This is a genomic window from Acinetobacter sp. FDAARGOS_559, from assembly GCF_003940475.1.
Taxonomy (GTDB): Bacteria; Pseudomonadota; Gammaproteobacteria; order Pseudomonadales; family Moraxellaceae; genus Acinetobacter; species Acinetobacter baumannii.
In genome coordinates this window covers 299,073-323,990 of the sequence record NZ_RKJG01000005.1, presented here as the reverse complement: position 1 = coordinate 323,990, position 24,918 = coordinate 299,073, and the positions used below count along the sequence as shown (strand labels likewise).

The window sequence follows — 24,918 nt, the reverse complement described above, 5'->3', positions numbered from 1 at the left end:
AGGATATAAATCATGTCAAATACTCAACAACCGATATTAATTGCGGGTGGCGGCATTGGTGGGTTTGCAGCCGCACTCGCTTTGGCAAAACAAGGCTTTAAGGTACAGGTTTTTGAACAGGCCCCTGAAATTGGTGAGATCGGAGCAGGAATTCAACTAGGGCCGAACGCATTTCATGCTTTTGATGCGCTAGGAATTGGTGAAATTGCTCGCAGTAAAGCGGTCTATACCGATTATATGGTCATGCATGATGCGATTGATGAATATCAGGTCGGCAAAATTCCAACCGATGAAAAATTCCGTGAACGTTTCGGTAACCCATATGCGGTGATTCACCGTGCCGATATTCATGGTTCATTGGTCGAAGGTGCAAAACAATACGGCAACTTGGAAATTATCACTAATTGTCATATTCAAAAAGTTGACCAAGATGATGCTGGTGTAACAATTACCGATCAAAACGGGAAACAATATCATGGTCAGGCACTTATCGGTGCTGACGGTGTTAAATCCGTTGTGCGTGATACCTATGTGGGTGACCCTGCATTGGTTACAGGTCATGTGGTTTACCGTGCTGTTGTACCTGAAAGCGAGTTTCCTGAAGACTTGAAATGGAATGCAGCCAGTATTTGGGTAGGGCCAAATTGCCATCTTGTGCATTATCCACTGCGCGGTGGAAAGGAATATAACGTTGTAGTGACGTTTCATAGCCGTGAGCAAGAACAGTGGGGCGTAACTGATGGCTCCAAAGAAGAAGTACTGTCTTATTTTCAAGAAATTTGCCAGAAAGCACGTCAATTGATTGAGTTACCAAAAAGCTGGCGCCGCTGGGCAACTGCAGACCGTGAACCGATTGAAACATGGACTTTTGGGCGTGTGACATTACTTGGCGATGCGGCACATCCGACCACGCAATATATGGCGCAAGGTGCATGTATGGCGATGGAAGACGCCGTAACTTTAGGTGAAGCGTTACGTGTTACTGACCATGACATTTTAAAAGCTTTTGATATTTACCAAAAAGCACGAGTAGCACGTACAGCACGTATTGTTTTATCTTCACGTGAAATGGGCAAAATTTACCATGCCAAAGGTGTGCAACGCTTAGTTCGCAACGATTTGTGGCGTGGACGTCCTACGGAACGTTTTTATGATGCAATGGAATGGTTATATGGCTGGAATGTCAATAAATGCCTTGATGCAGTGAAAAACTATCAAGGGAATGTGGCATGAAACTTTATAGCTTTTTCCGTAGTGGCACATCACATCGAACCCGTATTGTGTTGAACCTAAAGGGTTTGGCTTATGAAGCGACTTATATCTCGCTCGCTAAAAACGAACACCATCAAGCTGCTTTTAAAGCTTTAAATCCGCAAGGGTTTGTACCAGTACTTGAAACTGAATCGGGAAACTTGTTGCAAAGTCCAGCCATTATCGAATGGCTAGAAGAACAATATCCTGAACCTGCTTTATTACCTACAGATGTATTGGGTCGTGAAAAAGTCCGTGCCATTGCTGCATTAGTTGGATGCGATGTTCATCCCCTAAATAACAAGCGTGTTCTTGAATATTTACGCCAGAACTTAGGGCTGGATGATACACAAATCAATGCATGGTGTGCCAAGTGGATTCAAGATGGATTTACTGCTTTAGAGCATATTTTGGAACAAGACCAGAATCGCGAAAAGTTCTGCTATGGCAAGCAACCGACCATTGCAGATGCCTATTTGGTTCCACAAGTAGTTTCTGCTGAGCGTTTTAAAGTCGATTTATCGGTTTATCCAAACATTAATGAGATTTACCAACATTGCATGACGCTAGAAGCATTTCAAAAGGCAGCGCCTGAACAGCAGGCCGATGCATTTTGAGTCGTGATTAACTTAATAGAAGGAATTTACATATGTCATTTATTTTCGAACCAATGACCACTGCGGGTCTATTTATTCACGGCTCAGAGCATAAATTTCCAGTACGCCGTATATATTGCGTTGGCCGTAACTATGCTGCTCATGCACGTGAAATGGGTTTTGACCCAGACCGTGAACCACCATTTTTCTTTTGTAAGCCAAATGATCTTGAGTCGGTTGTCCCGGTAAATACAGATGCGGTTGATATTCCATATCCATCTGAAACTTCAAATTTTCATTATGAAATCGAGTTGGTCGTTGCAATTGGTAAAAATGCCAAAAATGTCTCAGTTGAGGATGCAGTGAACTATATCTATGGCTATGCCGTTGGTTTAGATATGACACGCCGTGACTTACAGATGGCAATGCGTGAAAAAGGCCGCCCATGGGAAATCGGTAAGGCTTTTGATTTTTCTGCACCAGTTGGCCCAATTCATCCGATTACTCAAACGGGTGAAATCAATAATGCCGATATTCATTTAACGGTAAATGGTAAAACCGAACAGCACAGCGATGTCAGTCATCTGATTTGGTCTGTGGCCGAAACGATTGCCAATTTGTCTACGCTATTTGAACTAAAAGCAGGTGATTTGATTTTTACAGGAACTCCAGAAGGCGTGGGTGTGGTAGTGAAAGGTGATGTTATGCGTGCAGACATTACCGGACTGACTGGAATTACGGTGAAGGTGAAATAAATCAAATTGATCTGATTTATTGAAATCGGTGCTCAACCTAAATAAAAAATACAGTTGGGCACCTTTGCTAAGGATTGCATATACGCCAATGTATTGGCGAAAGGAGCTCTCATGTCTCAAAATTCTATAGACGTACAAAGTTTCATTGATGAAATACCGCTATCGTCTTTGCAAAAATTAATCATGTGGTTGTGTTTTTTGATCGTTGCGATTGATGGTTTCGATACCGCAGCAGTTGGGTTTATTGCACCTGCTTTAAAGGCAGAATGGGGGTTGCAAGCAACCGATTTGGCACCTTTATTTGGCGCTGGTTTATTTGGACTGATGGCAGGTGCACTCATTTTTGGGCCGTTATCCGATAAATTAGGCCGTAAACCGATTTTGATTGGTTCAGTCATCATGTTTGGAATTGCCAGTGTTTTTGCCTCTTTTTCACCAGATTTACAAACCCTAATTATTTGGAGATTTCTCACTGGATTGGGCTTAGGTGGGGCTTTACCTAATGCAATTACTCTAACCTCTGAATATGCGCCTACATCTCGCCGTTCTAATTTAGTGACCATGATGTTCTGTGGTTTTACCATTGGTTCTGCTCTTGGTGGCATTTTTTCAGCTCAGCTACTTCCTCATATTGGTTGGCACGGTATTTTGCTTATTGGGGGAGTGTTACCTTTAGCGACTGTACCTTTCTTATATTTTTTACTACCTGAATCCCTTCGCTTTTTAGTACTTAAAAAGAAGAGTCCCGAGAAAATTGAAAAGATTATTCACCGTATCGCACCGCATTTAAATAACACACCAACTTTGGTTCCAACAGTCAATGAAGTTGAAAAATCAACTTTGAAAGATTTGTTTAATAAAGGCTTTGCTTTAGGCACTTTTTTGATTTGGTTTACCTTTTTTATGAGCCTTCTCATTATTTATATGATTTCAAGTTGGATGCCTACTTTATTAACCAATGAGGGCTTTAATTTATCCAACGCATCATGGCTTACTTCAATTTTCCAAATAGGTGGAACCATTGGTGCCATTGTTTTAGGCCTGCTAATGGATAAGATGGATGCAACCAAAATTTTAAGTACGGCTTATGTTTTTGGTGGTTTTTTTCTGATTTGCTTAGGGTTTGGAATTGAACAGGCAAATGCGGTTTTATTGATGTTTGCTATGTTTGGGGTAGGTGCTGGAATTAGTGGATCACAAGTGGGAGCAAACGCTTTTGCATCTAGTTTTTATCCAACACATTGCCGTGCAACAGGGGTAAGTTGGGCCAATGCAGTAGGGCGCTCAGGGTCGATTGTGGGATCAATTATGGGCGGCTGGTTAATGTCATTAAATCTCTCCAGTTTTGAAATTTTAAGTATTTTAGCGATACCTGCATTTTGTGCCGCGGTTTCGTTGTTACTCATTAAACGTTTAAAGAAAAATCAATCTCAAGTTTTAGTCGCTTCGAATTGAGTCAACACGATTCCACTGAAAAAATATATGTCTGTACCAAAGGATGGCGCAGACAATAGTTAAAGGATGATTTGTTTCATGAAATATTTAAAAATCGAATATTTAAAGTTTTCTACTCTTTTATTTATCTGTAGTGGTCATTCAATATTGTGGGCAGCAGATACCACTCAACAAGACGAAGATGAATGGAAATTCACGCTAAAGAATGCCTATATAAACCGTGACTTTGATAATGATGCAATCAAAGATACGGGCAGTTGGTCTCAGGCAGCTTCATTATTTTATAAGTCGAAAATGCATGACACCCCACTGCAAATTGCAGATAAGCCCATTACCATTGGTGCCGATGCTTCTGTTCAATACGCCGTGCGCTTGAGTTCAGATAAACATGTTGCGGACACGGTTTTACCTTTTAATAAGGAAACACAGTCACAAGCATCGGACTTTTTAAAATACGGCGCAACTTTAAAACTAGGTTATGACAAAACACTTTTAAGTGTCGGTGAACTCTGGCTAGATTTACCTGTAACGGCTGTTGATGCTAGTCGTCAGTTACTCACTTCGTATTGGGGAACTAATCTTAAGTCACAACTTTCAGATCAGCTTTATGCTGAAATTGGACGAGTGGAAAAAGTCTCTCCACGTAATGAAGAAGACTTTAAAAAGTTTTCTTTCACAGCGAACGGCATTACCAAAGAATCTGATGGCTTAAATTATATTGATCTGCGATATCAATTCACGCCGTCTTTAAAGGCTGAATATTACTTCGGTAATTTAGAAGATCTGTATAATAAACACTATGTAGGACTTGAGCACAATTGGAAACAATCTAATTTTGCTCTTACGTCTAAATTTAAATACTTCAATGCAAAAGATGATGGCAATACTTTTGATATTGATGCGCAGAACATTGGTTTACTTGAAACTGTAAAAGTAAAAAACCACACCTTTGGCTTGGGCTATCAGCAGATCATTGGTGAGTCAGCTTATCCGCTACCGGATGGTTTTTTACCAGAAACCTATTTTATTAACTGGAACGCTACTGGTTTCTTTAAAGAAGACGAAAAGTCTTACCATGTGATGTACGGCTACGATTTTAAAGACTATGTGTCTGGCCTAAATGCGATGGTGAAATATGTTTACGGTCATGACTTTAAAGCAGCAAATGGCGAGAAAAACCACGAAACCGAGTCGAATGTGATTTTAAACTATACGTTTCAACAGCCTTTCTTAAAGGGTGTTGCCCTGCAATACATTCGAATTGATTACAACGTAAAACATGGCAATGACTTTGGCGAAGATCGCTTTTTTGTAAACTATACCAAAAAGTTTTAAAGACTTTTTAAAACTCATTATTAAAAAAGAGACCATAAAAGGTCTCTTTTTTTCTTTCATATTCCAAGGTTTAGACTAACTATTTAGTCGTATCTACAGAAACCACAACAGATAGACCAGGACGCAACAATTTAATATCAGGTTGGTTCTCAAGGAGTTTGATGCGTAAAGGTAAACGCTGAACAATTTTAGTAAAGTTACCCGTCGCATTTGTTGCTGAAATTGGCGAGAAAAATGCGCCAGTCGATGGTGAAAAACTATCTACCACACCTTTTAACTCAACATTGTAAGCGTCGACATAAACAGTGACAGGCTGGCCGATTTTAATTTGTTTTAGCTCAATTTCACGGAAGTTTGCTTCTACATACACTTGATCTAAAGGCACAACCACCATGAGTGGATTACCTGCGCCAACAAAGTTGCCCACATTTGCAGACTTCTGCCCAATCATACCATCAATAGGCGCTCGAATTTCTGTATAGCTCAGATTCAGTTTTGCTTTATCAAGCGCAGCTTGGGCTTGTTTCAATGCCGCTTGTTTAGCTTGAACCTGAATCTTATATTGGTTGAGCTGATACTGTGCATCAATAACTTTTTCTTTACTGCTGTCCAAGTCGGCATATTGCTCGGTCAATGTGGTTTTTGATTGTTGTGTAATCAATCTAGATTCAGCACCAAGTGCCTGTAATTGCTCATAGCGTGCGGTATTATCTTTGGTGAGTTTAATGCCGGCTTCTACTTTTCTAAGCTGGGCCTCTGTTTCTCGAATAACAGTTGGTTGTCTTTCTACTGCCAGCATTGCTTCATTTAAGTCAGCTTGTGCTTTGGCATAATTAGATTCAGCTTCAGCTAAAGCCGCCTGATAATCACGTGCATCAATCCGTGCCAAAAGCTGGCCTTTTTTTACGGTCTGGTGATCTTTAATATAAATTTCTTCAATATTACCTGACACTTTTGGAGCAATGGTTGAGTACTCGACGTCTACCCGCGCATCGTCAGTTTTAACAATGGAAGAAGGTAAAAATATAACTTTTAAAATCCATAAAATGGAAACTAGAACGATAATACATGCAATAACCATAACCCAGTGTTTCTTAAGATATTGCATCTTTGTTAACTTGGGTGACTCGGTCATGGAGTGATCTTGGGCTTCGAGAGTACTCATAAAGATTTTCCTGAGTTATGACTATTCATTAACTTAATGAGAGCAATGCGTGGTGGATAAGTTCTAACTGGCAAAATCAGCATAACGATAAATAAAATTGCAGTAAGTCCCGCTAAAATCAGATATTGATCACTAATGACTAACACTGATTGCTGTGCCTGAATCGCAGAATTTAAGGCAGATAAACCACCGGAAACACGTTCGGTACCATCTGCACTCAGCACAGGCGGGGTAAGAGGATTAATAACAGGACCTTGAATATTTTGAAAAACATGTTGTGCGGTATTTTCAATCAGTCGTGTTGAATGGTATTCGCCACGTACTCGATTGACCCAGTCCAAAAGGCATACACCGAGTACGCCGCTAATAGCACGCGGGGTGTTAATCATAGGCGAAGCATAGATTGCCATAGTTGGGTGGACACTATTTGTACCCATCATGAGGAGAGAAAGCACTACACAGGTTTGACCTAAACATGAGATTGCATGCCAAAAATAGAATTGGTCTTGGTTCCAAGTCGTATCAAGTTGACTTGCCCCTAAGCAGCCAACCATAACCAAAAGTAAACCAAAGCCATGTACATATCGGCTATCAACCCAAGCTTGGTTCAAAACTTTAATAACAATCGGGATATAGATAAATTGTAATGCGGCAATTTGTAAGCCAATCCACATGGTTTGAGTAGGCTTATAACCATGCACGGCGCTTAAGTAATTAAGGGGTAATGTACTGGTTGACATACCAATAACCACAAAGCAGAACAACGCAATAACAGCATAACCAAAATTTCGTATTTCGAGCATTTGCGGTTTAATTAATGGTGTTGGATAGCGCCATTCATGTATTAAAAATAAAGGTAGGGTAATGGCACTTATTAAAGCCAAAACACAAATCAATTTTGAATGGAACCAGTCCAAATGATTGCCATGCAAAAGCATGGTACTAAGGGTTGCCAAACCAATAATGGCTAGAATCGCGCCAGTCCAATCGTAAGTTTTTATTCTTGAGTAATTTAACGGATCTTGCGGAATACCGAAGTATACTAACGCAGCACTTAAAGCACAAAAAGGAATGGTTTGGAAAAATATCATCTTCCAACCAATCACATCTAAATAAAAGGCAGCAAGCGCAGCGCTTAAGTTTGGGAAAAAAGTTGCTGTCAATGCATAGCAGGCCAAGCCCCATAGACGAATTTCAGGTCCTAGGAATCTAAGTGCACATGCCATTAATAAAGGAATGGTTAAACCATTGGCGAGTCCTTGTAAGCCCCGTAATAAATAAAATATTTCGATATTTGGGCTAAAAGGAATTAAAACGCTAGAGAAGAGGCAAAGTCCTATCGCAAAAAGAAGAACCCGACGCATGGAAAAAATAACGGCCCAACTGGTGGACAGGATCATCCCAATAATCATGGCACTGGCATAAATACTGCTGACCCAATAACCAGAGTCGACACTAATACCCATCTCACCGCGAATATCGACCAAGGTAATGCTGCTAATTCGGTTATTAAATTCGACAGTCATGGCTGCAAAAATGGCACCTGCCAAACCGATGAGTGGTCGTATATTCATCTTTTACCTTAAATTTTAAAATGAGCTTAATGCTTATAGCGGTGATTAAGCTCAACTGTACCGATCGGTACTCTACTATCTTATTAAATTTACGTCAATTCTCGATTTTGAACTTTTCGATGAGTTACACTAAGAATGAAATTGCTAAATATGTTTGTAGGGTCGTATGTCTGATTGCACTAAAACGAATGAGAAAGATCAAAAAATTCTGGATGCAGCAACAAAGTTTTTTCTGATCCATGGTTTTAGTGGAACAACCACAGATATGATTCAAAAAGAAGCGGGCGTTTCAAAAGCGACCATGTATGGTTGTTTTAAAAATAAAGAAGCGATGTTTGCTGCGGTCATTGAACGCCAATGTACCAACATGCAAAAACAAATTATGTCGGTCGAGACAAAAGCCAAAAATTTACGTTCAGCCTTAACCGAAATTGGGAAAACTTATCTGTGCTTTATCTTATCGCATTCAGGTTTAGCTTTTTTTAGAGTGTGTATTGCAGAGGCTGTAAGGTTCCCGGAATTATCCGAAAAGTTCTTTGAAGTGGGACCACAACGTCTGGCAAATATTATTGCAGGTTATCTTGAAAAGTCGATTAAACAAGGAGAAATTGAATTAACGTCTTCTTCGGAAGTCGCAGCAAATATATTTTTATCACTGTTAAGAAGTGATGCCCACTTAAAGTGTTTGACTCATCCTGATTATTTAATCTCAGCTGATGAAATTAGTACTTGGGTTGAATACGCTGTTGATTTATTTTTAAAAAATATTAATTACAAACTAGATTGATTTTAAGGAGCTTATACCTCCTTAAAAAACCTAAATGTAGAAGTAAAAAGAGACCAACTTGTGGTCTCTTTTTATTCTTAGATCGCTTCTTTAGTCATCTCACCATTCACCAGTCTTAAAATCTGCAACGGATTACTGTCTTTTAAGGCTTCCGGCAATAAACTCGGTGGATAGTTCTGGTAACACACAGGGCGCAAGTAGCGGTCAATGGCCAAGGTTCCGACTGAAGTACCTCGTGCATCTGAAGTGGCTGGGTATGGCCCGCCGTGTACCATCGCATCACACACCTCAACACCTGTTGGGTAGCCATTTATAAGTAATCGCCCAGCTTTTTCTTCTAAAACTGGAACTACATCTGCAAACTCGGTTAAGTCAGCCTCATCGGCAATTAAAGTCGCAGTCAGTTGCCCATTCATGCTTTGTAGTGCCTGAATGAGTTGGGCTTTATCTTCGACTTCAATGATGACTGTGGTTGGCCCAAAGATTTCTTCTTGTAAAAGCTGGTCACCCGCCAGTAAAAGCTCAACATCAGCTTTAAACAGTTGTGGCTGCGCCTGATTACCTTGTTGAGTATTGCCAGCCAAATGCTTAATGCCTTGATGCTGGGTCAAGTGCTCAAGACCAGCGGTATAACTTTTTAAGGTTCCGCCATTGAGCATAGTCTGTGCAGGCTTAGCCCCCATAATTTCAGTCAGATTGCTAATGAGCTGGTTAAATTCAGCTGATTTAATTCCCAAGATTAAACCCGGATTGGTACAAAACTGACCACAGCCTAAAACCACTGAATCAGCCAAGTCCTGTGCAATTTTTTCCCCACGGTTTTTTAAGGCTTCTGGCAACATCAGCATCGGGTTAATACTGCTCATTTCAGCAAACACCGGAATCGGTTGTGGTCGGGCTGCGGCCATATCACATAAAGCACGACCACCGCGCAGTGAACCGGTAAAACCAACTGCCTGAATTAAAGGATGCTTAACCAGTGGTTCACCCACACCATTACCGTAGATCATGTTAAACACACCTTTTGGCATATTTGATTTTTCTACGGCACGTTCAATTGCCTGCGCTACAAAGTCTGCTGTCGCCATATGTCCACTATGGGCTTTCACCACTACAGAGCAACCTGCGGCGAGTGCCGAAGCAGTGTCTCCACCCGCAGTTGAGAATGCTAAAGGAAAGTTACTTGCCCCAAAGACTGCAACAGGGCCAACACCGATTTTAATCTGACGCAAGTCTGGGCGAGGTAAAGGCTGACGCTCAGGCAAAGCAGTATCAATACGGGCACCTAAAAAATCACCACGGCGTAGTACTTTGGCAAACAGGCGCATTTGCCCACTGGTCCGGGCACGTTCACCTTGTAAGCGTGCAAGTGGCAAAGCGGTTTCCTGTGATACGATTTCAAGAAAATCTATACCCAAAGCATCGAGTTCATCGGCAATATTTTCTAGAAAAATAGCACGCTGTTCAGGAGACGTATGGCGGTAAGTCTTAAACGCTTGACTGGCTGCTTCACAGGCCTGATTAATCTCTTGCTCGGTTGCATGGTGAAACTCATAAGGCAGAGCTTCACCAGTCGTAGCATGAATACTTTTTAATAAGGTTGTACCTTGTGCGCTGCGTGAACCACCAATAAAGTTGTGTCCGATAATGGTCATAACAAATATCCTGAAATTAATGAGAGTGTCTTGGAAGGTTGTCTTGGTTTACGACTCGCATATATAAAGTTGCGGGTTCCAAACAACCACCAGTAGATAATTGACCTACCATGTTGCGATACATTTCTTGCCAAGGTGTTTGAGATGGAGATACCGTCGGTTTCCATTCACGGCGGCGTTGTTCTAACTCTTCGTCAGAAATGAGTACGTTGACTGAACGTTTATTTAAATCAATACGTAAACGGTCATTGGTTTTAAGTAAGGCAATTCCACCGCCTACAGCCGCTTCGGGTGACATATTGAGAATAGATGGGCTAGCAGAAGTTCCGCTTTGGCGGCCATCTCCTAAGCAAGGCAGTGAATCAATCCCTTTTTTAATTAACTCTGCTGGTGGAGCCATATTGACGACTTCAGCACTGCCCGGATAACCCACTGTACCTGCGCCACGAATGACTAAAATACAATGTTCATCAATGTTTAAGGCAGGGTCATTGATACGTGCGTGATAGTCTTCGGGACCTTCAAAAACGATTGCACGTGCTTCGAAACTATTTTCATTGTTTGGATCTGATAAATAGGTTTTTTTAAATGCTTCGCCCACTACAGACATTTTCATAATGGCACTGTCAAAAAAATTGCCGCTGAGCACAATGAAACCGGCACCATGTTTAAGAGGTTGTTCATAAGGGAAAATGACATCTGCATTTGAGGTTTTTGCATTTTTGGCAATTTCCCCAATTGTTTTACCGCTAACCGATGCACAATCTTCGTGTAATACACCAGCTTTTTGTAATTCGTGTAAAACGGCAGGAACACCACCCGCACGGTGGAAACCTTCACCCAAATATTTACCCGCCGGCATACAGTTCACAATGAGCGGAATGTTTTCACCCACACGTTGCCAGTCTTCTAAACTCAGCTCAATACCCATATGACGGGCAATTGCAATGAGGTGAGGAGGACAGTTACTCGATGCACCTAAAGCTGAGGCTACTACGATTGCATTTTCAAAAGATTGTTTGGTCATAATTTTAGAAGGACGTAAATCTTCTAAAACCATTTCACATATTCTTTTGCCGGTCATATAGGCCATTTGCCCACGTTCACGATATGGTGCCGGAATACTTGCACATGTTGGTAAAGACATACCCAACGCTTCTGCCAAAGCATTCATGGAAAGTGCAGTGCCCATAGTGTTGCAATGTCCCACCGAAGGTGAAGCAGAAGTGGTCATTTCCATAAACCCTTCATAGTCAATTTCACCAGTGGCAAGTAAGTTTCTTGCATGCCAAAGCACAGTGCCGGAACCAATTAACTCACCTTTAAAATGACCATCTAGCATTGGCCCACCAGACAACACAATTGCAGGTATATCTGTTGTGGCTGCTGCCATTAAACATGCAGGAGTAGTTTTGTCACAACCAGTGGTCAGCACTACACCATCAAGTGGATAACCATGCAAGATTTCAACCAAACCTAAATAGGCCAAGTTGCGGTCAAGTGCAGCAGTTGGACGACGGGTTTGTTCTGCAATCGGGTGGACGGGGAATTCCATTGGAATACCACCCGCGTCTCGAATACCCGCTTTAACGCGTTCAGCAAGTTCTTTGTGGTGACGGTTACATGGGGTCAAATCACTACCGGTTTGTGCAATTCCAATAATCGGGCGACCTGATTGTAACTCGGCACGGGTCAAACCATAGTTCATGTAGCGCTCAACATATAAAGCGGTCATGTCGGCATGTTCAGGATCATCAAACCATTCTTGGCTACGTAAAAAAATCCGTTTATTTTGATCATTCATTTTTTGATCCTTTCACTCATACTTTTTGAAATTTAGTTTATTTACGGGATGAATCTTGCAATTCAACCGATCGATAATACGTGAAAATTATAGTAATTCACGCTGCTTCAAATTACGCATCAAAGCATTTATTCCAAAATTCCACGGTGTTGCTTTATCACTGGTCATAACCGTGTTGTACAAAGTACCAAGTTTAGGTGAATGAATACGGACGACATCTCCGACTTTATGGGTAAAGCCAGCCCCAGCTTGTTCTCGATCTTGAGTCGGTGCAAATAAAGTACCCAAGAACAAAACAAAACCGTCTGGATATTGATGGTTTTCATTAAGAGTTTGTTGAATTAAATCTTCAGGATCTCGGCTAATTTGCGACATAGAACTCACCCCATTTAACACAAAGTTATCGGTGCCTTGAATTTGCAGTTCAACATCGCAAGTACGAATATCATTTAAAGTAAAAGTATGGTCAAAAAGGCGAATAAATGGGCCAATCGCACAAGATGCATTGTTATCTTTCGCTTTGCTTAACAAGAGGGCGCTACGGCCTTCAAAGTCCCGTAAATTCACATCGTTACCTAAAGTCGCACCTAAAATCTTACCTTGGCTGTTGGCAACTAATACGACTTCCGGCTCTGGATTATTCCACTCAGACTTTGGGTGAATACCAATATTTTGTCCTGTGCCTACAGCTGCTAAAACAGGGGCTTTAGTAAAAATCTCGGCATCTGTACCAATACCCACCTCAAGATATTGAGACCACATTTTTTGTTCGATTAAATATTCTTTGAGTTGTAGCGCTTTTTCAGAACCGGGTTCGATTGTTTTTAAATTATCACCGATTACGCCTTGTACAACTTCACGAATCGATTGAGCTTTTTGTGCATCGCCACCAGCTTGTTCTTCAATCACGCGTTCTAACATGCTTGCAGCAAAGGTAACGCCTGCCGCTTTAATTACTTGTAAATCAATAGGGGCTAAAAAATATGCCTTGTCGGTATCTGGCTCGGCGACAGTATTGGCAAATAATTCATCAATTGAACCAACTCGTCTTCCTTCAATTTCAGATAAAGCTTTTAAAGGATCAGCACTTTCAAGTAACTCGGAAATAGTATGAAATTTTTCCGAGATATCAAAAACTTGATTGCCCCTTAAAATAATAGGGGATGGACCCGAAATTTGACTTGGAATCCACGCACGGCCAATTAAACATCCTTGAGTTGCATCATCTGGTAATGAGTTCTGGGAATTTAACGTAAAGTTCATTTAAAGCTTCCTTCTTTTATTTGAAATCATGATATGTTTCTTATTTAATAAACACCAATCGTAATAATTTAATTATTAATAACCAGTGGTTATCAAAAAGGAATTTTAAAAATGGCAGATTTGACTTACTCAAGTTTAAATAACTGGCTTAAATTCAAGCACTTGGTTTTGTTAGAGACGTTAGCTCGAACCAATAACATGCATTTGGCTGCCGAGCAGATGAATTTAAGTCAACCTGCCGTAAGTAAAATGCTAAAGGAAATTGAGGGCCTTCTTGGGTTTCAGGTCTTTGAGCGACTGCCTCGTAATATGCCTGTAACGGCATTGGGTGAACATGTCATTCGTTATGCACAACGTGTTTTGAATGACGCAAAGCATTTTGTCGAAGACATCGAGATTTTACGGTTGGGTGGACATGGATTTTTAAAAGTAGGGGGAATATTTGCAGCAACCGCCGTGGTAATTCCAAACTCAATTATCGAAATTAAGAAACAATGGCCGCTACTTTCTATAGATGTTGTTGAACAGACCAGTGACCATTTAATGGAAATGTTGAGTGAACATACTCTAGATTTAGCCATAGGTCGCTTTACCGATGTGACGCAAAGTCAGTTTTTCGATTTCCAGCCGTTAGGCCCTGAACCGTTCTGTATTGTTGTCAATAATGCGCACCCATGTGCCCAGAAAAAGTTTTGTACATTAGAAGAATTATTAAAATGGCCGTGGGTACTTTATCCTAAAGGCACACCGATTCGAGAGCGTATGGAAGGTGCATTCGCCCGAGCTAAAGTCAAAATTCCTTTAAATACGGTAAATACCATGTCGATGCAGACCTTTTTACAGATCTTAAAAGGGGCACCTATGGTGGGCATGTTGCCAGAAGCAATGGTGATTGATCAGGTGAAAGAAGGACAACTACAGATTTTAGAAACAGACCTGATTTTAGATGCCCAAGATTATGGAATTTTGACACGTAAAGATGAACCAGTGTCTGATATAGCCGCAGCATTTATTAATATTTTACTTAAAAATGCAAAACGTAAGTAAAGTCCTCAGCCTCAAGTCATAGAAGACTTGGGGCTTTTAAATTAAAAGAAAGCCTATTTAATTTAGTCAAAGTTTCATCATAAAACTGATATTAAAAAGTTATCAATATTTAGAAATTATTCATTGGAAATTATTGCAGGGACTCCTTATCGTTTAATTCATGATGATTAAAAATCTTTAAGTGAATAAGAATTAGGAAAGGATCCCTGTATGAATGTGTTAATTACTGGTGGCACGGGTTTTATTGGAAAGCAAATCGCCAAAGAGATTTTAAAAACCGGAAGCCTGACTTTAGACGGTAAACAAGCTAAGCCCATCGATAAAATTATTTTGTTTGATGCGTTTGCTGGTGATGATTTGCCGCAAGACCCAAAAATTGAAGTGGTGATTGGCGATATTACCGACAAAACCACAGTGGCAAATATTACAGAAAAAATTGATGTTGTTTGGCACTTAGCCGCCGTGGTGAGTTCGGCAGCAGAGGCCGATTTTGACTTGGGAATGGATGTAAACCTTTATGGCCTTTTAAATTTATTAGAAGAATTAAGAAAAAAACAAACCACGCCTCGAGTCATTTTTGCGAGTGGCTGCGCTGTATTTGGTGGTCAATTACCAGAAGTTGTAACAGATGATACGGTGGTTACACCAAAGTCCTCTTACGGTATGCAAAAAGCAGTAGGAGAATTGCTCGTTTCAGATTATTCACGTAAAGGCTTTATTGATGGCCGTGTTTTAAGATTACCGACTATTGTGGTTCGTCCGGGTAAGCCTAATAAAGCCGCATCTACATTTTTTAGCTCAATTATCCGCGAGCCTTTAAAAGGTGAAACGGCAGTTTGTCCAGTCCCGCCAGATACTCCGGTTTTTATTACTTCACCACGACGCTGTGTTGAGTCAATGATTAAGGCTGCATCAATTTCTTCAGATGCACTCCAAGATAACCGAATTATTCCTTTACCGGGATTGACCGTTACCGTTAAGCAAATGCTTGAGGCTCTTGAAAAAGTTGCTGGTAAACAAGCAACTGATTTAGTGCAGTGGCAAGAAGATAAAACGATTCAAAGGATTGTTCAAAGTTGGCCGGTTCAAGTGAAAGCTGAATATGCCGAATCTTTAGGTTTCCAAGCAGATGAGAATTTTGAAAGCATCATTCAGGCACATATAGAAGATACCCAAAATTAATGGCAGTGATCGCCAATTCATGTGAGAGTTATTATGGAAGATATCAAAAATGTCACTGCTCTCGAAGAGCAGACAATTAAACGTATTTCAAATCGCATTATCCCGTTTCTTATTATTTTATTCATTATGGCTTTTCTGGACAGAACCAATATTGGTTTTGCTGCGCTACATATGAATGATGCAATTGGAATTACCCAAACTATTTTTGGTTTAGGTGCGGGTGTATTTTTCTTGGGATACTTTATTGCAGAAGTACCGAGTAATGTTTTACTTCATCGGTTTGGTGCACGGATCTGGATTGCCCGAATCATGATTACTTGGGGAATTATTGCCGGACTTATGGGATTTATCCATAGTGGGACTCAATTTATTATTTTACGGTTTTTACTGGGTATTGCAGAAGCGGGTTTCTTTCCGGGGGTTATTTTTTATTTAACCTTATGGTTTCCTGCTAAATATCGTGCCCGTGTCTTCGCGACCTTCTATTTAGGGTTACCAATTGCTCAAATTATCGGAGCGCCAATTTCGGTCGGCCTTATGCAATGGGGCAATACCATTGGCTATGAAGGCTGGCGTTTGATGTATGTTTTAGAAGGGATTCCTTCCATTATTTTAGGATTAGTCTGTCTAAAATATTTAACCAATAACCCGAAAGAAGCACAGTGGTTAACAGCTGAGCAGCGCCAATGGCTCATGAATACGCTAGAACGTGAAGAAAGAGAAAAAGAGCAATCTGCCGATGCTGCTTTAACAAAAGGTGAACTCATTAAACAAGTGTTTAAAAATCCTTTAGTGTGGATTATGGCAATTGTTTATTTTGGAATTACGTCTGGTTCAAATGCGATGTTCTTCTTCTTACCAAGTGTTTTAGAGTCGTTCCGTAACACCTTTGGTATGCAAATTAGCCTTATCCAAAATGGCTTACTCACCGCAATTCCCTATGCATTTGCGGCGGTTGGTATGGTTTTATGGAGCCGCCGTTCTGACCGTAAACAAGAGCGTTATAAACACGGTGCTTGTGCTGCACTTATGGCGGCTTTCGCAATTGCGATTGCTTTAATTGTGAATCAACCGTGGGCAATTATTGTGGGCTTTATTTTGCTCGCAATTGGTGTATTTAGTGCAATTAACATCTTCTGGACTATTCCTGCACAAACTTTAACAGGAGTGGGTGCCGCAGCCGGTATTGGCTTAATTAACTCTGTAGGTAATTTAAGTGGTTTTACTGGTCCATATTTAACAGGCTATTTATATACCACCACGGGCACCTATACAGTAGCGTTCCTTGCCATTGCAGGATTTGTCGCCATGGGCGGTTTAGGGTTACTGCTTTTAGCAAAGTTAAAGTCTGATAGCCTAAAAGTAGAACAACAGCGACTTAAAGTGCGGACTGCTACGGAGATGAAATAATGGCTCGGATTGGTTTTGTTGGAACTGGCATTATGGGAATGCCAATGGCCATGAACTTATTAAAAGCTGGTCATCAAGTTAAGGTCTGGAATCGAACTTCATCTAAAGCAGAAAGTTTAAAAGAGGCGGGTGCTCATGTTTGTAGTGAACTTGAACAAGTCGGAAAAGATGTAGAGTTTCTGATTTGTATGCTCAGTGATGGAAAAACCTGTGATGAAATTCTATTTCAAGAACGTGGTGCAATTTCACAGCTAAAACCTGAAAGCACGGTCATAGTGATGAGTTCGATACCTGTTGAATTTGCAAAGACACAAAGTGAAAAATGTAAAGAAAGAGGACTTAGATATTTAGATGCACCTGTTTCGGGCGGTGAAAAAGGTGCTCAAAATGCAAGTCTGGCGATTATGGTTGGCGGCGATGCTCAAACATTTTCACATGCTGAACATGTTCTATCTGCCATGGGGCGGCCAATTTTAGTTGGAGAGGCTGGCTGTGGAATGCTGGCAAAACTTGTCAATCAAATGATAGTCGCATCCACCATTGCAACCGTGAGTGAGGGTTTATTGCTTGCCAGTAAAGCAGGAGCAGACCCGATAAAACTCAAACAAGCATTAACAGGCGGTTTTGCAGATTCTCCGATTTTGCAACAGCATGGTGAACGTATGTTAAATCGAGATTTTAAACCGGGAGGTACAGCTCGAAACCAGCATAAAGATATTCATACAGCCGTTAGCTATGCTAAATCGCTTGAGTTGAATTTACCTATAGCCCAAAAAGTCAGTCAATTATTTGAAAATATGCTTGCTGCCGGAGACGGTGAGCTTGATCATTCTGGTTTAATTCGTGAGCTTGAACGAATGAATCATGTGTAATATTGCTTTAATTTTAGTGGTACTTGATGAATAGACATAATCAAGTACCGCTTTTTTTTCTGGTACTAATTTTTTAATAGTCCACGTTTATTGCTTTTATATATTCTTAATATCTACTGACGGAGAAACCCCAAAAAAGCGTTTATATTCTCTGGAAAATTGGGACAAGCTTTCATAACCGACTTGCATGCTGGTAGATGAAATATCGTATTCTTCGGTCATTAATAAACGCCGTGCTTCGGTCAATCTCATTCTCTTTTGATACTGTAAGGGACTCATTGAGGTTATATCCCTAAAATGTTGATGAAAACTTGATGCACTCATCCCCATTGTGCTTGCCAGTTCTTCAATACTAAATGGTTTTGCAAAATTTGTTTTCAGCCATTCAATCGCCTTCACAATTCGATGGCCTGTAGTGCCTGCCGCTACAATACGTTTAAGTCGATCGCCTTGCGGGCTCATCAATAAACGATAAAAAATTTCCTTAATAATAAGAGGAGACAAGATGGGAATGTCTTGTGGCGTATCTAGTAATTTTATTAACCGTATAAACGCATCATTCAGCTCTGAATTGACTACTCCAACAGCCATTCCTTTTTTCTCAGTATTTACATCTTTAAAGGGAATATGGGCCTCAAGCATGATTTGAGCAAGTAAATATGGGTCTAGCCTTAGCACAATTGAGAGATAGGGTTGTTCAACAGAAGCTTCAAGCACTTGAGCAATTACAGGCAGGTCAATTGCAGTAAAAAGGAAATGGTTAGAGTCATAAGTATAAGTCTCTTCGCTAAGAATCACCTGTTTTTTGCCTTGAGCAATCATACATAGACTCGCATCCATCATGCTGCTACTTGGTTTGGTCAATGTCTCTGCACGATATAAAGTCAGTCCCGTAATAGCTGTTTCGAATGTGCCTTTTTCTCGTGTCCATTGATCGACAAGTTGAGCCAATTCTTGATTATGGTTAGACCTATTCGCCATTCAGATTCTACCGATTACCCTCTGTATTTTTATTGTAGGCATTTCAAATAAGAAAAATAGTGAGAAGTGCAACAATTCGGAGGATTAGGCAAATCTGTGAGAGGAATAGAACAACACCTTACAACTTTCATTTTTATACTGTTTGAACAACGCTTAATCCTGCATCCCTCATTAAATTGAGGGCATTGGTATCAATCTAGGAAAAAAGATGAATGTTAAGGCAGTCACGTTTGTGACCAGTTTATTTATCTCAATGGGAGTACCCGCAATGGATAAAAAATCAGTCACAGCATTTCAAACCGTTAAAAAAGCCAACCAACAACAGGTAATTACCGGCCTAGATAATATTTTCACGGGTCAAGTTGCAATTAAACCATTAACTGATGTTACTGACAGTATAAATGCTTCCAGTGCTTATGTAAGTTTTAATGCCAATGCCCGTTCATTTTGGCATACCCATCCTAAAGGGCAATATCTCATTGTTACAGAAGGAGAGGGACTGGTGCAAGAATGGGGTAAACCTGCGGAAAAAATTTCTGTAGGAGATGTGATTTATTGTCCACCTGGAGTGAAACATTGGCATGGTGCAAGTGGAAATTCTGCGATGACACATCTTGCTTTAACTGCAACTGATGAACATGGCAAAAATGTGGACTGGTTAGAGCCTGTATCAGATGAGCAATATAAAGAGGCGGGCCACTGAAATTATAAAGTTCCTATTTCTAGCCATCAGTTTGTTGGCGCTGAATCAACAGATTTATGCAGCTACCCATATGGTCCAGCTTCCTTTATCTCAAAAGAAGGAAATAACACAAATGCAAAATTCTTTATCCGAACAGCAACAGGCAATCATACCGATTGCTGCCTATGCTGCAAATGGTGACCTAGCTAAACTCAGTCAATCATTAAAAGATGGTTTAGATTTAGGGTTAACCATTGCAGAAATTAAGGAAGTTTTAGTTCAAACCTATGCCTATGCAGGTTTTCCTCGAAGTTTGAATGCCCTTACAACATTTATGCAGGTGCTAGAGCAGCGTAAAGAAAGCGGTATTCGTGACATAGAGGGTAAGACTAACAGCACTCTACCGAAAGATTATCAGGCACTTTTACAAGGTACTCAGAATCAAACTCAGTTGGTGGGTCAACCTGTAAAAGGTGCACTTTTTGAGTTTGCTCCAGCTATAGATGAGTATTTAAAGGCTCATCTTTTTGGCGATATTTTTTCAAGGGATGTGCTGAATTGGCAAGATCGTGAGATTGCTACTTTGAGCATGCTTTCGGCTCTAGAAGGTGTAGATAGCCAACTTCAATCCCATCTTAATATTGCAAAGACTCAAGGTGTTAGTTCTCATCAATTTGAAAATATACAGAAAATACTTGCTGAAAAAGTAAGTCTGCAAGTGGGTCAAAGGTTCCAAAATGTATTGACCAGTTTTCACAATCAATCGCTCTAAATGAGCTCCCAGCGAAAAAATCGTCTTCATTTACATTAAGCATGAGAGAAAAAATATGACAACTGAAGTTTTAGGTTATGCCGCGCTGTCATCAGAAACTCCTTTAGTTCCGTTTAAATTTGAACGTAGAACCCCACGTGAAGATGATGTTGTCATTCAAATTGAGTATTGTGGTGTTTGTCACTCTGATCTACATCAAGCTAAAAATGATTGGGGATTTAGTGCTTATCCATTAGTTCCGGGCCATGAAATTGTTGGACGTGTTACCTCAATTGGTCCTAAAGTCACAAAGTATAAAGTTGGTGATTTAGTGGGCATTGGCTGTATGGTCGATTCGTGCCGTACTTGTTCTGCTTGTCATTCAGGACTCGAGCAATATTGTGAAGAAGGTAACATCCAGACTTATGGCGGCGTAGATCGCCATGACCAACGCCCAACTTATGGTGGATATTCACAAAGCATTACCTGTAGTCAAGATTTTGTATTAAAAGTACCTGAAAATCTGGATGCTCAAGCTGTACCACCACTACTTTGTGCGGGTATTACCACATGGTCACCGCTACGTCACTGGAATGTTGGAAAGGGCAGTAAAGTTGCTGTCGTTGGTTTAGGTGGTTTAGGACACATGGCAATTAAACTTGCCAATGCTCTAGGCGCTGAAGTGACACTATTTACTCGCTCAGCAAACAAAGAACAAGATGCAAAACAACTTGGCGCACATCATGTAGTGTTATCAACAGATGAGAATCAAATGAAGTCGGTATTAAATCAATTTGATTTAATTGTTGATACTGTGCCTTATAACCATGATTTGAAGCCTTATATTCCAACTTTAGCTTTAAATGGAACCATTGTATTAGTGGGATATTTAGGTGAAATTAGCGCAAATTCAGTACCTATGATTTTAGGTAGAAAATCAATTGCAGGCTCGGTTATTGGTGGAATTAAAGAAACACAAGAACTACTCGATTTTTGTGGTGAGCATAATATCGTTTCTGAAGTAGAGATGATTAATATGCAAAACATTAATGAAGCTTTTGAACGTATGCTAAAGAGCGATGTGAAGTATCGTTTTGTGATTGATATGAAAACTCTATCTGAAGATTAATTCAGACATTATTTGAGCTGTGCATACTATAGCTATGTGTGCACAGCCCATCAGGTTAATTAATGCAAGCGATATGATTTAGAAGATATATATTTACCCATAGCAAAGATAAATAGCTTAAATAAAATACTAAATCCAAAAACAGGTAAGCTGAGTCCTAACACGAGGCTCACCGCTATAAACATGATTAAATTATTTGACTCGCTTTTGTAGACTTTTTGCCCAATCATTAAATAGTTTTTATTAGTTGGTAAATTTGGCGTTTTTTTTGCTTACTATCTAAGGCCTTAGCTAACATACTTAATTTGATTGCTGTATAAATGATGATTCAAAACGTCTTGCTCTCTTATGGTGTTTTTTCACATGAAAAATGCACTAAATAAACACATCTTTTTATTTTGCACTCTATTTGTGCACGGGGTGTCATAATGAAGTTATTGGCTTCATTACTCACTTTACTCATTCTATGTGGATGTTCCTCATCTGAGCAACATAGAAAAACTCAAGAAAACTCAACCTCTCATTCAATATGTGTCTTTGATAGTACAAATACAAAAGTCTGTGTAGCCAAACCTGCCCAAAGAATTGTATCTTTGTTTGAGTCGGGTTTAGATGGCCTCTATATGCTAGGGCAAGGTGACAAAGTAATTGGTATACCTGCCGAAGTATACATTCAACCTTTATTATTTAATGCCTATTCAAAAATAGATAAACGCATTGCTAATAAGCAGCTTGCAGCACCTTCGCAAGGAGCCAATGCAACCAATATTGAAAGTCTCGTGTTGCTAAAACCAGATCTGGTGATTGTAGGAAGCGGGCAGACTCAAACGATTGAACTGTTACGGCAGTTTGGCATCGCTGTATATGTAATGGAGTCAGGCACCTATAAACAAGTGAAAGAAGAACTGTCTGAAATTGCTATTCTGAGCGGCGCCCAAAAGCGAGCTCAGGAAATTTTAAATTTCTCTGATGAAATTGTGGCAGAAGTCGCAGCCAAAACGGCCCGTCAGCCAAATAAACAATCGATTTACTATGCTTGGTCTGGTGGACGAATTTTTTCTACCTCTGGACGAGAGTCGATTACCAATGACTTTATTGAACTCGCTGGTGCGTACAACATTGTTCAGACCGCTGCTAACCAACCTAACGTAAACCCCGAGACATTAATTGAATGGAACCCTGACAATATTGTGCTTTGGAATACCAATCCTAAACTGATTTATGAACGAAAAGAATTACAGGGTTTAAGCGCTGTACAAAACCGAAAGGTATTTAATTTGAGTCCTGCATTTATATATAACCCGCACACCATCAAAATCATTATTACGGCGATTTATCTAAATCACGGTATTTATCCTGAACAGTCTGATTTACCAGTAAGTACTTTACAACAGCGTATTTTAACCAAGTTGTATGGTGAGCAGCTTGCTAAAGCGTTGGTGCAATGAATATGGAAAAGCTGAAATATTATTGGTTTTACCCGTTACCTTTCATCATGATTTTTATCTCATTGCTTATTGGGCCAACTCAAACATTGAGTGCATGGGATTATTTGCTTTGGGGTGTACAAGCAGTTTTTGGTACACCTTATTTTGATGCAGAACAATTTAGACTGATGCAAAACATTTTAGTAAATGTCAGGCTGCCTAGAATTTTACTGACCTTTATGGTGGGAGCTGCATTGGCAACCGCAGGTAATGGCTTGCAGGCCTTGTTTCGTAATCCATTGGTTGATTCTTATGTACTTGGTATTTCATCTGGCGCTGCGTTCGGTGCAGCCTTGGCACTTTCTTTAAGTTGGCTTTCACCCAATCTATCAGCCTTTATTTTTGGCGTTTGTGCTGTTGGCTTAACGTATTTATTTGCACATCAAAAACATGAAAGCCAGACGTCTTTAGTGATGGTAATTTTATCGGGCATGATTGTTTCGGGACTGTTTTTAGCAGGACTTACGGTTATTCAATACCTAAGCGATCCATTTAAATTACAAGCGATTGTGCAATGGACGATGGGCAACTTACATCAGGCTTCTTGGCAAAAGGTTCAATACGCCGTGCTTCCGATTTGTATTGGTCTTGCCGGATTATTTGCGATGCGTTGGCGCTTAAACTTAATGGCACTTGGTGCTGAAGAAGCACAGGCGGTGGGTGTTAACCCAAGGTGGGAACAGCTTCTTTTAATTGCGCTGGTGACTGTATGTACCTCAACTTCTGTGGCTGCGGCAGGCATTATTAGTTTATATGGGCTGTTTATGCCACATATTGTGAGAATGTTAGTTGGGCCAGATCATCGCTACAGTATTCCTGCCAATATGGTGTTGGGTGGCAGTTTTCTACTGTTGATTGATAACTTTTCTCGGGTTTTACTGACGTTTGAAATACCGATTGGTATTTTTACCATGCTACTTGGCGCACCATTTTTCTTATTATTAATGAAAACACAGAGGACTCATTGGGCATGATTCAAATTGATCAGTTAAATTATGCCTATGGGCACAAACAGGTTCTTAAAAATATTCATCTGGAATTTCCTGAAAATCAGTTTTCCGTCATTTTAGGACGTAATGGCTGCGGCAAATCGACACTTTTTAAGCTGATGGCGGGCCTAGAACCCGTAAAAGATGGCTTGATTCGTTACTCTGGAAAACCACTATCGGACTTTAAAGGGAAAGATCGAGCAGCCTTACTCGGTTTTTTACCACAGTTTCATAAAACCGTATTTCCATTTTTGGTTAAAGATGTGGTGATTACGGGGCGTGCTGCTTTTAGCAGATATCGTCCTTCAAAATCAGACTGGGAGTGTGTAGACCAAGCTTTGCTTGATTTAGATATTGAGCATTTGCGTGATCGTCCTTATACCGAGCTATCGGGTGGTGAACGGCAATTGGTTATGATTGCGCGTATTTTAGTGCAAGCACCGAAAGTCATTTTGCTCGATGAGCCAACCAATCATCTCGATGTTTATTATCAGTCTTATTTAATGAAAAAATTGCGTCAGTTGTCGCGGCAAAATTTTACGGTGATTGCGATTATGCATGATCCCAATTTAGCTTTTTTATTTGCGGATCATTTATTTTTTATGCGCCAACATGAGGTGGTTAAGCCTGAGTCAAAAACAAGAATAACCGATCCGAAGTTTTTAAAAAGTGTCTACGATGTTGAGTTCCATGAAGCCATGATTCAAGACAAAACCATTGTGATTCCTGATCATTCTTGGCTGTAAAT

General features: G+C 40.2%; 22 protein-coding genes and 1 pseudogene. 16 read left to right on the top strand and 7 right to left on the bottom strand.

The window, feature by feature from the left end:
* Window positions 1-12 precede the first annotated feature (12 nt).
* The 5 genes from EGS71_RS02945 to EGS71_RS02925 all read left to right on the top strand — a co-directional run bounded on the left by EGS71_RS02945 (window position 13) and on the right by EGS71_RS02925 (window position 5,392).
* The gene (locus tag EGS71_RS02945; RefSeq protein ID WP_000072611.1) at window positions 13-1,233 is read left to right on the top strand and encodes a 3-hydroxybenzoate 6-monooxygenase; all 1,221 of its coding nucleotides are present in this window, start codon (window positions 13-15) and stop codon (window positions 1,231-1,233) included.
* Window positions 1,230-1,868: a maleylacetoacetate isomerase gene (gene maiA / locus EGS71_RS02940; protein ID WP_000781207.1), complete on the top strand. Its 639-nt coding sequence runs from the start codon at window positions 1,230-1,232 to the stop codon at window positions 1,866-1,868. The genes EGS71_RS02945 and maiA overlap by 4 nt, the downstream gene beginning before the upstream one ends.
* Before the next feature lie 32 nt (window positions 1,869-1,900).
* Window positions 1,901-2,602 carry a fumarylacetoacetate hydrolase family protein gene (locus tag EGS71_RS02935; protein ID WP_000008094.1) on the top strand — a complete coding sequence of 234 codons (702 nt, stop codon included), beginning with the start codon at window positions 1,901-1,903 and terminating at the stop codon, window positions 2,600-2,602.
* A 111-nt stretch (window positions 2,603-2,713) separates the two neighbouring features.
* Window positions 2,714-4,057 (top strand): MFS transporter, encoded by a 1,344-nt coding sequence (locus EGS71_RS02930; RefSeq protein ID WP_000081456.1) that lies wholly within the window; start codon window positions 2,714-2,716, stop codon window positions 4,055-4,057.
* 78 nt (window positions 4,058-4,135) lie between these two features.
* A complete protein-coding gene (locus EGS71_RS02925) occupies window positions 4,136-5,392 on the top strand; it encodes an OprD family outer membrane porin (protein ID WP_000876229.1) in 1,257 nt (418 codons plus the stop codon).
* A gap of 79 nt (window positions 5,393-5,471) precedes the next feature.
* On the opposite strand, the gene EGS71_RS02920 is transcribed toward EGS71_RS02925, so the two are convergent.
* Together EGS71_RS02920 and EGS71_RS02915 are read right to left on the bottom strand one after the other, a co-directional pair.
* Window positions 5,472-6,557, bottom strand: a complete 1,086-nt coding sequence (locus EGS71_RS02920; RefSeq protein WP_000105387.1) for an HlyD family secretion protein — start codon at window positions 6,555-6,557, stop codon at window positions 5,472-5,474.
* Complete coding sequence (locus EGS71_RS02915; protein WP_001026289.1) at window positions 6,554-8,131, bottom strand: MFS transporter; 1,578 nt, start codon at window positions 8,129-8,131, stop codon at window positions 6,554-6,556. The genes EGS71_RS02920 and EGS71_RS02915 overlap by 4 nt, the downstream gene beginning before the upstream one ends.
* Before the next feature lie 166 nt (window positions 8,132-8,297).
* Between EGS71_RS02915 and EGS71_RS02910 the strand changes: the two genes are divergently transcribed.
* Window positions 8,298-8,918 (top strand): TetR/AcrR family transcriptional regulator, encoded by a 621-nt coding sequence (locus EGS71_RS02910; RefSeq protein ID WP_001278390.1) that lies wholly within the window; start codon window positions 8,298-8,300, stop codon window positions 8,916-8,918.
* A 77-nt stretch (window positions 8,919-8,995) separates the two neighbouring features.
* Here EGS71_RS02910 and EGS71_RS02905 read toward each other — a convergent pair whose 3' ends face one another.
* The 3 genes from EGS71_RS02905 to EGS71_RS02895 form a co-directional block, all read right to left on the bottom strand.
* Window positions 8,996-10,573, bottom strand: coding sequence for an aldehyde dehydrogenase (NADP(+)) (locus EGS71_RS02905; protein WP_002010115.1), 1,578 nt, complete (start codon window positions 10,571-10,573; stop codon window positions 8,996-8,998).
* Between the two features lie 16 nt (window positions 10,574-10,589).
* Window positions 10,590-12,377: an IlvD/Edd family dehydratase gene (locus tag EGS71_RS02900; RefSeq protein ID WP_000999646.1), complete on the bottom strand. Its 1,788-nt coding sequence runs from the start codon at window positions 12,375-12,377 to the stop codon at window positions 10,590-10,592.
* Window positions 12,378-12,464: 87 nt separating this feature from the next.
* Window positions 12,465-13,640, bottom strand: a complete 1,176-nt coding sequence (locus EGS71_RS02895; protein WP_001011891.1) for a fumarylacetoacetate hydrolase family protein — start codon at window positions 13,638-13,640, stop codon at window positions 12,465-12,467.
* Between the two features lie 111 nt (window positions 13,641-13,751).
* On the opposite strand from EGS71_RS02895, the gene EGS71_RS02890 reads away from it, so the two are divergent.
* From EGS71_RS02890 to EGS71_RS02875, 4 genes are all read left to right on the top strand, one after another.
* Window positions 13,752-14,687, top strand: a complete 936-nt coding sequence (locus EGS71_RS02890; protein ID WP_000774594.1) for a LysR family transcriptional regulator — start codon at window positions 13,752-13,754, stop codon at window positions 14,685-14,687.
* 210 nt (window positions 14,688-14,897) lie between these two features.
* A complete protein-coding gene (gene denD / locus EGS71_RS02885; RefSeq protein ID WP_001101639.1) occupies window positions 14,898-15,869 on the top strand; it encodes a D-erythronate dehydrogenase in 972 nt (323 codons plus the stop codon).
* A gap of 33 nt (window positions 15,870-15,902) precedes the next feature.
* A complete protein-coding gene (locus tag EGS71_RS02880; protein ID WP_000389435.1) occupies window positions 15,903-17,279 on the top strand; it encodes an MFS transporter in 1,377 nt (458 codons plus the stop codon).
* Window positions 17,279-18,151, top strand: coding sequence for an NAD(P)-dependent oxidoreductase (locus EGS71_RS02875; protein ID WP_000090981.1), 873 nt, complete (start codon window positions 17,279-17,281; stop codon window positions 18,149-18,151). The genes EGS71_RS02880 and EGS71_RS02875 overlap by 1 nt, the downstream gene beginning before the upstream one ends.
* A gap of 96 nt (window positions 18,152-18,247) precedes the next feature.
* Here EGS71_RS02875 and EGS71_RS02870 read toward each other — a convergent pair whose 3' ends face one another.
* Window positions 18,248-19,132 (bottom strand): AraC family transcriptional regulator, encoded by an 885-nt coding sequence (locus EGS71_RS02870; protein ID WP_000013631.1) that lies wholly within the window; start codon window positions 19,130-19,132, stop codon window positions 18,248-18,250.
* A gap of 208 nt (window positions 19,133-19,340) precedes the next feature.
* Between EGS71_RS02870 and EGS71_RS02865 the strand changes: the two genes are divergently transcribed.
* The 3 genes from EGS71_RS02865 to EGS71_RS02855 all read left to right on the top strand — a co-directional run bounded on the left by EGS71_RS02865 (window position 19,341) and on the right by EGS71_RS02855 (window position 21,694).
* A complete protein-coding gene (locus EGS71_RS02865; protein ID WP_001989396.1) occupies window positions 19,341-19,835 on the top strand; it encodes a cupin domain-containing protein in 495 nt (164 codons plus the stop codon).
* A 112-nt stretch (window positions 19,836-19,947) separates the two neighbouring features.
* Window positions 19,948-20,586: a carboxymuconolactone decarboxylase family protein gene (locus tag EGS71_RS02860; protein ID WP_001181581.1), complete on the top strand. Its 639-nt coding sequence runs from the start codon at window positions 19,948-19,950 to the stop codon at window positions 20,584-20,586.
* A gap of 55 nt (window positions 20,587-20,641) precedes the next feature.
* The gene (locus tag EGS71_RS02855; protein WP_000206303.1) at window positions 20,642-21,694 is read left to right on the top strand and encodes an NAD(P)-dependent alcohol dehydrogenase; all 1,053 of its coding nucleotides are present in this window, start codon (window positions 20,642-20,644) and stop codon (window positions 21,692-21,694) included.
* Window positions 21,695-21,753: 59 nt separating this feature from the next.
* Here EGS71_RS02855 and EGS71_RS22910 read toward each other — a convergent pair.
* Window positions 21,754-21,867, bottom strand: a pseudogene (locus tag EGS71_RS22910) (hypothetical protein); the annotation flags it as partial.
* A 255-nt stretch (window positions 21,868-22,122) separates the two neighbouring features.
* Between EGS71_RS22910 and EGS71_RS02850 the strand changes: the two are divergent.
* The 3 genes from EGS71_RS02850 to EGS71_RS02840 are packed head-to-tail and all read left to right on the top strand — an operon-like array spanning window position 22,123 to window position 24,916.
* Window positions 22,123-23,142, top strand: coding sequence for an ABC transporter substrate-binding protein (locus EGS71_RS02850; protein ID WP_000770280.1), 1,020 nt, complete (start codon window positions 22,123-22,125; stop codon window positions 23,140-23,142).
* A gap of 2 nt (window positions 23,143-23,144) precedes the next feature.
* Entirely contained in the window at window positions 23,145-24,155 is a 1,011-nt protein-coding gene (locus EGS71_RS02845; RefSeq protein ID WP_002009758.1) for a FecCD family ABC transporter permease, read from the top strand.
* Window positions 24,152-24,916: an ABC transporter ATP-binding protein gene (locus EGS71_RS02840; protein ID WP_000614437.1), complete on the top strand. Its 765-nt coding sequence runs from the start codon at window positions 24,152-24,154 to the stop codon at window positions 24,914-24,916. Before EGS71_RS02845 ends, EGS71_RS02840 begins: the two co-directional genes overlap by 4 nt.
* Window positions 24,917-24,918: the final 2 nt, after the last annotated feature.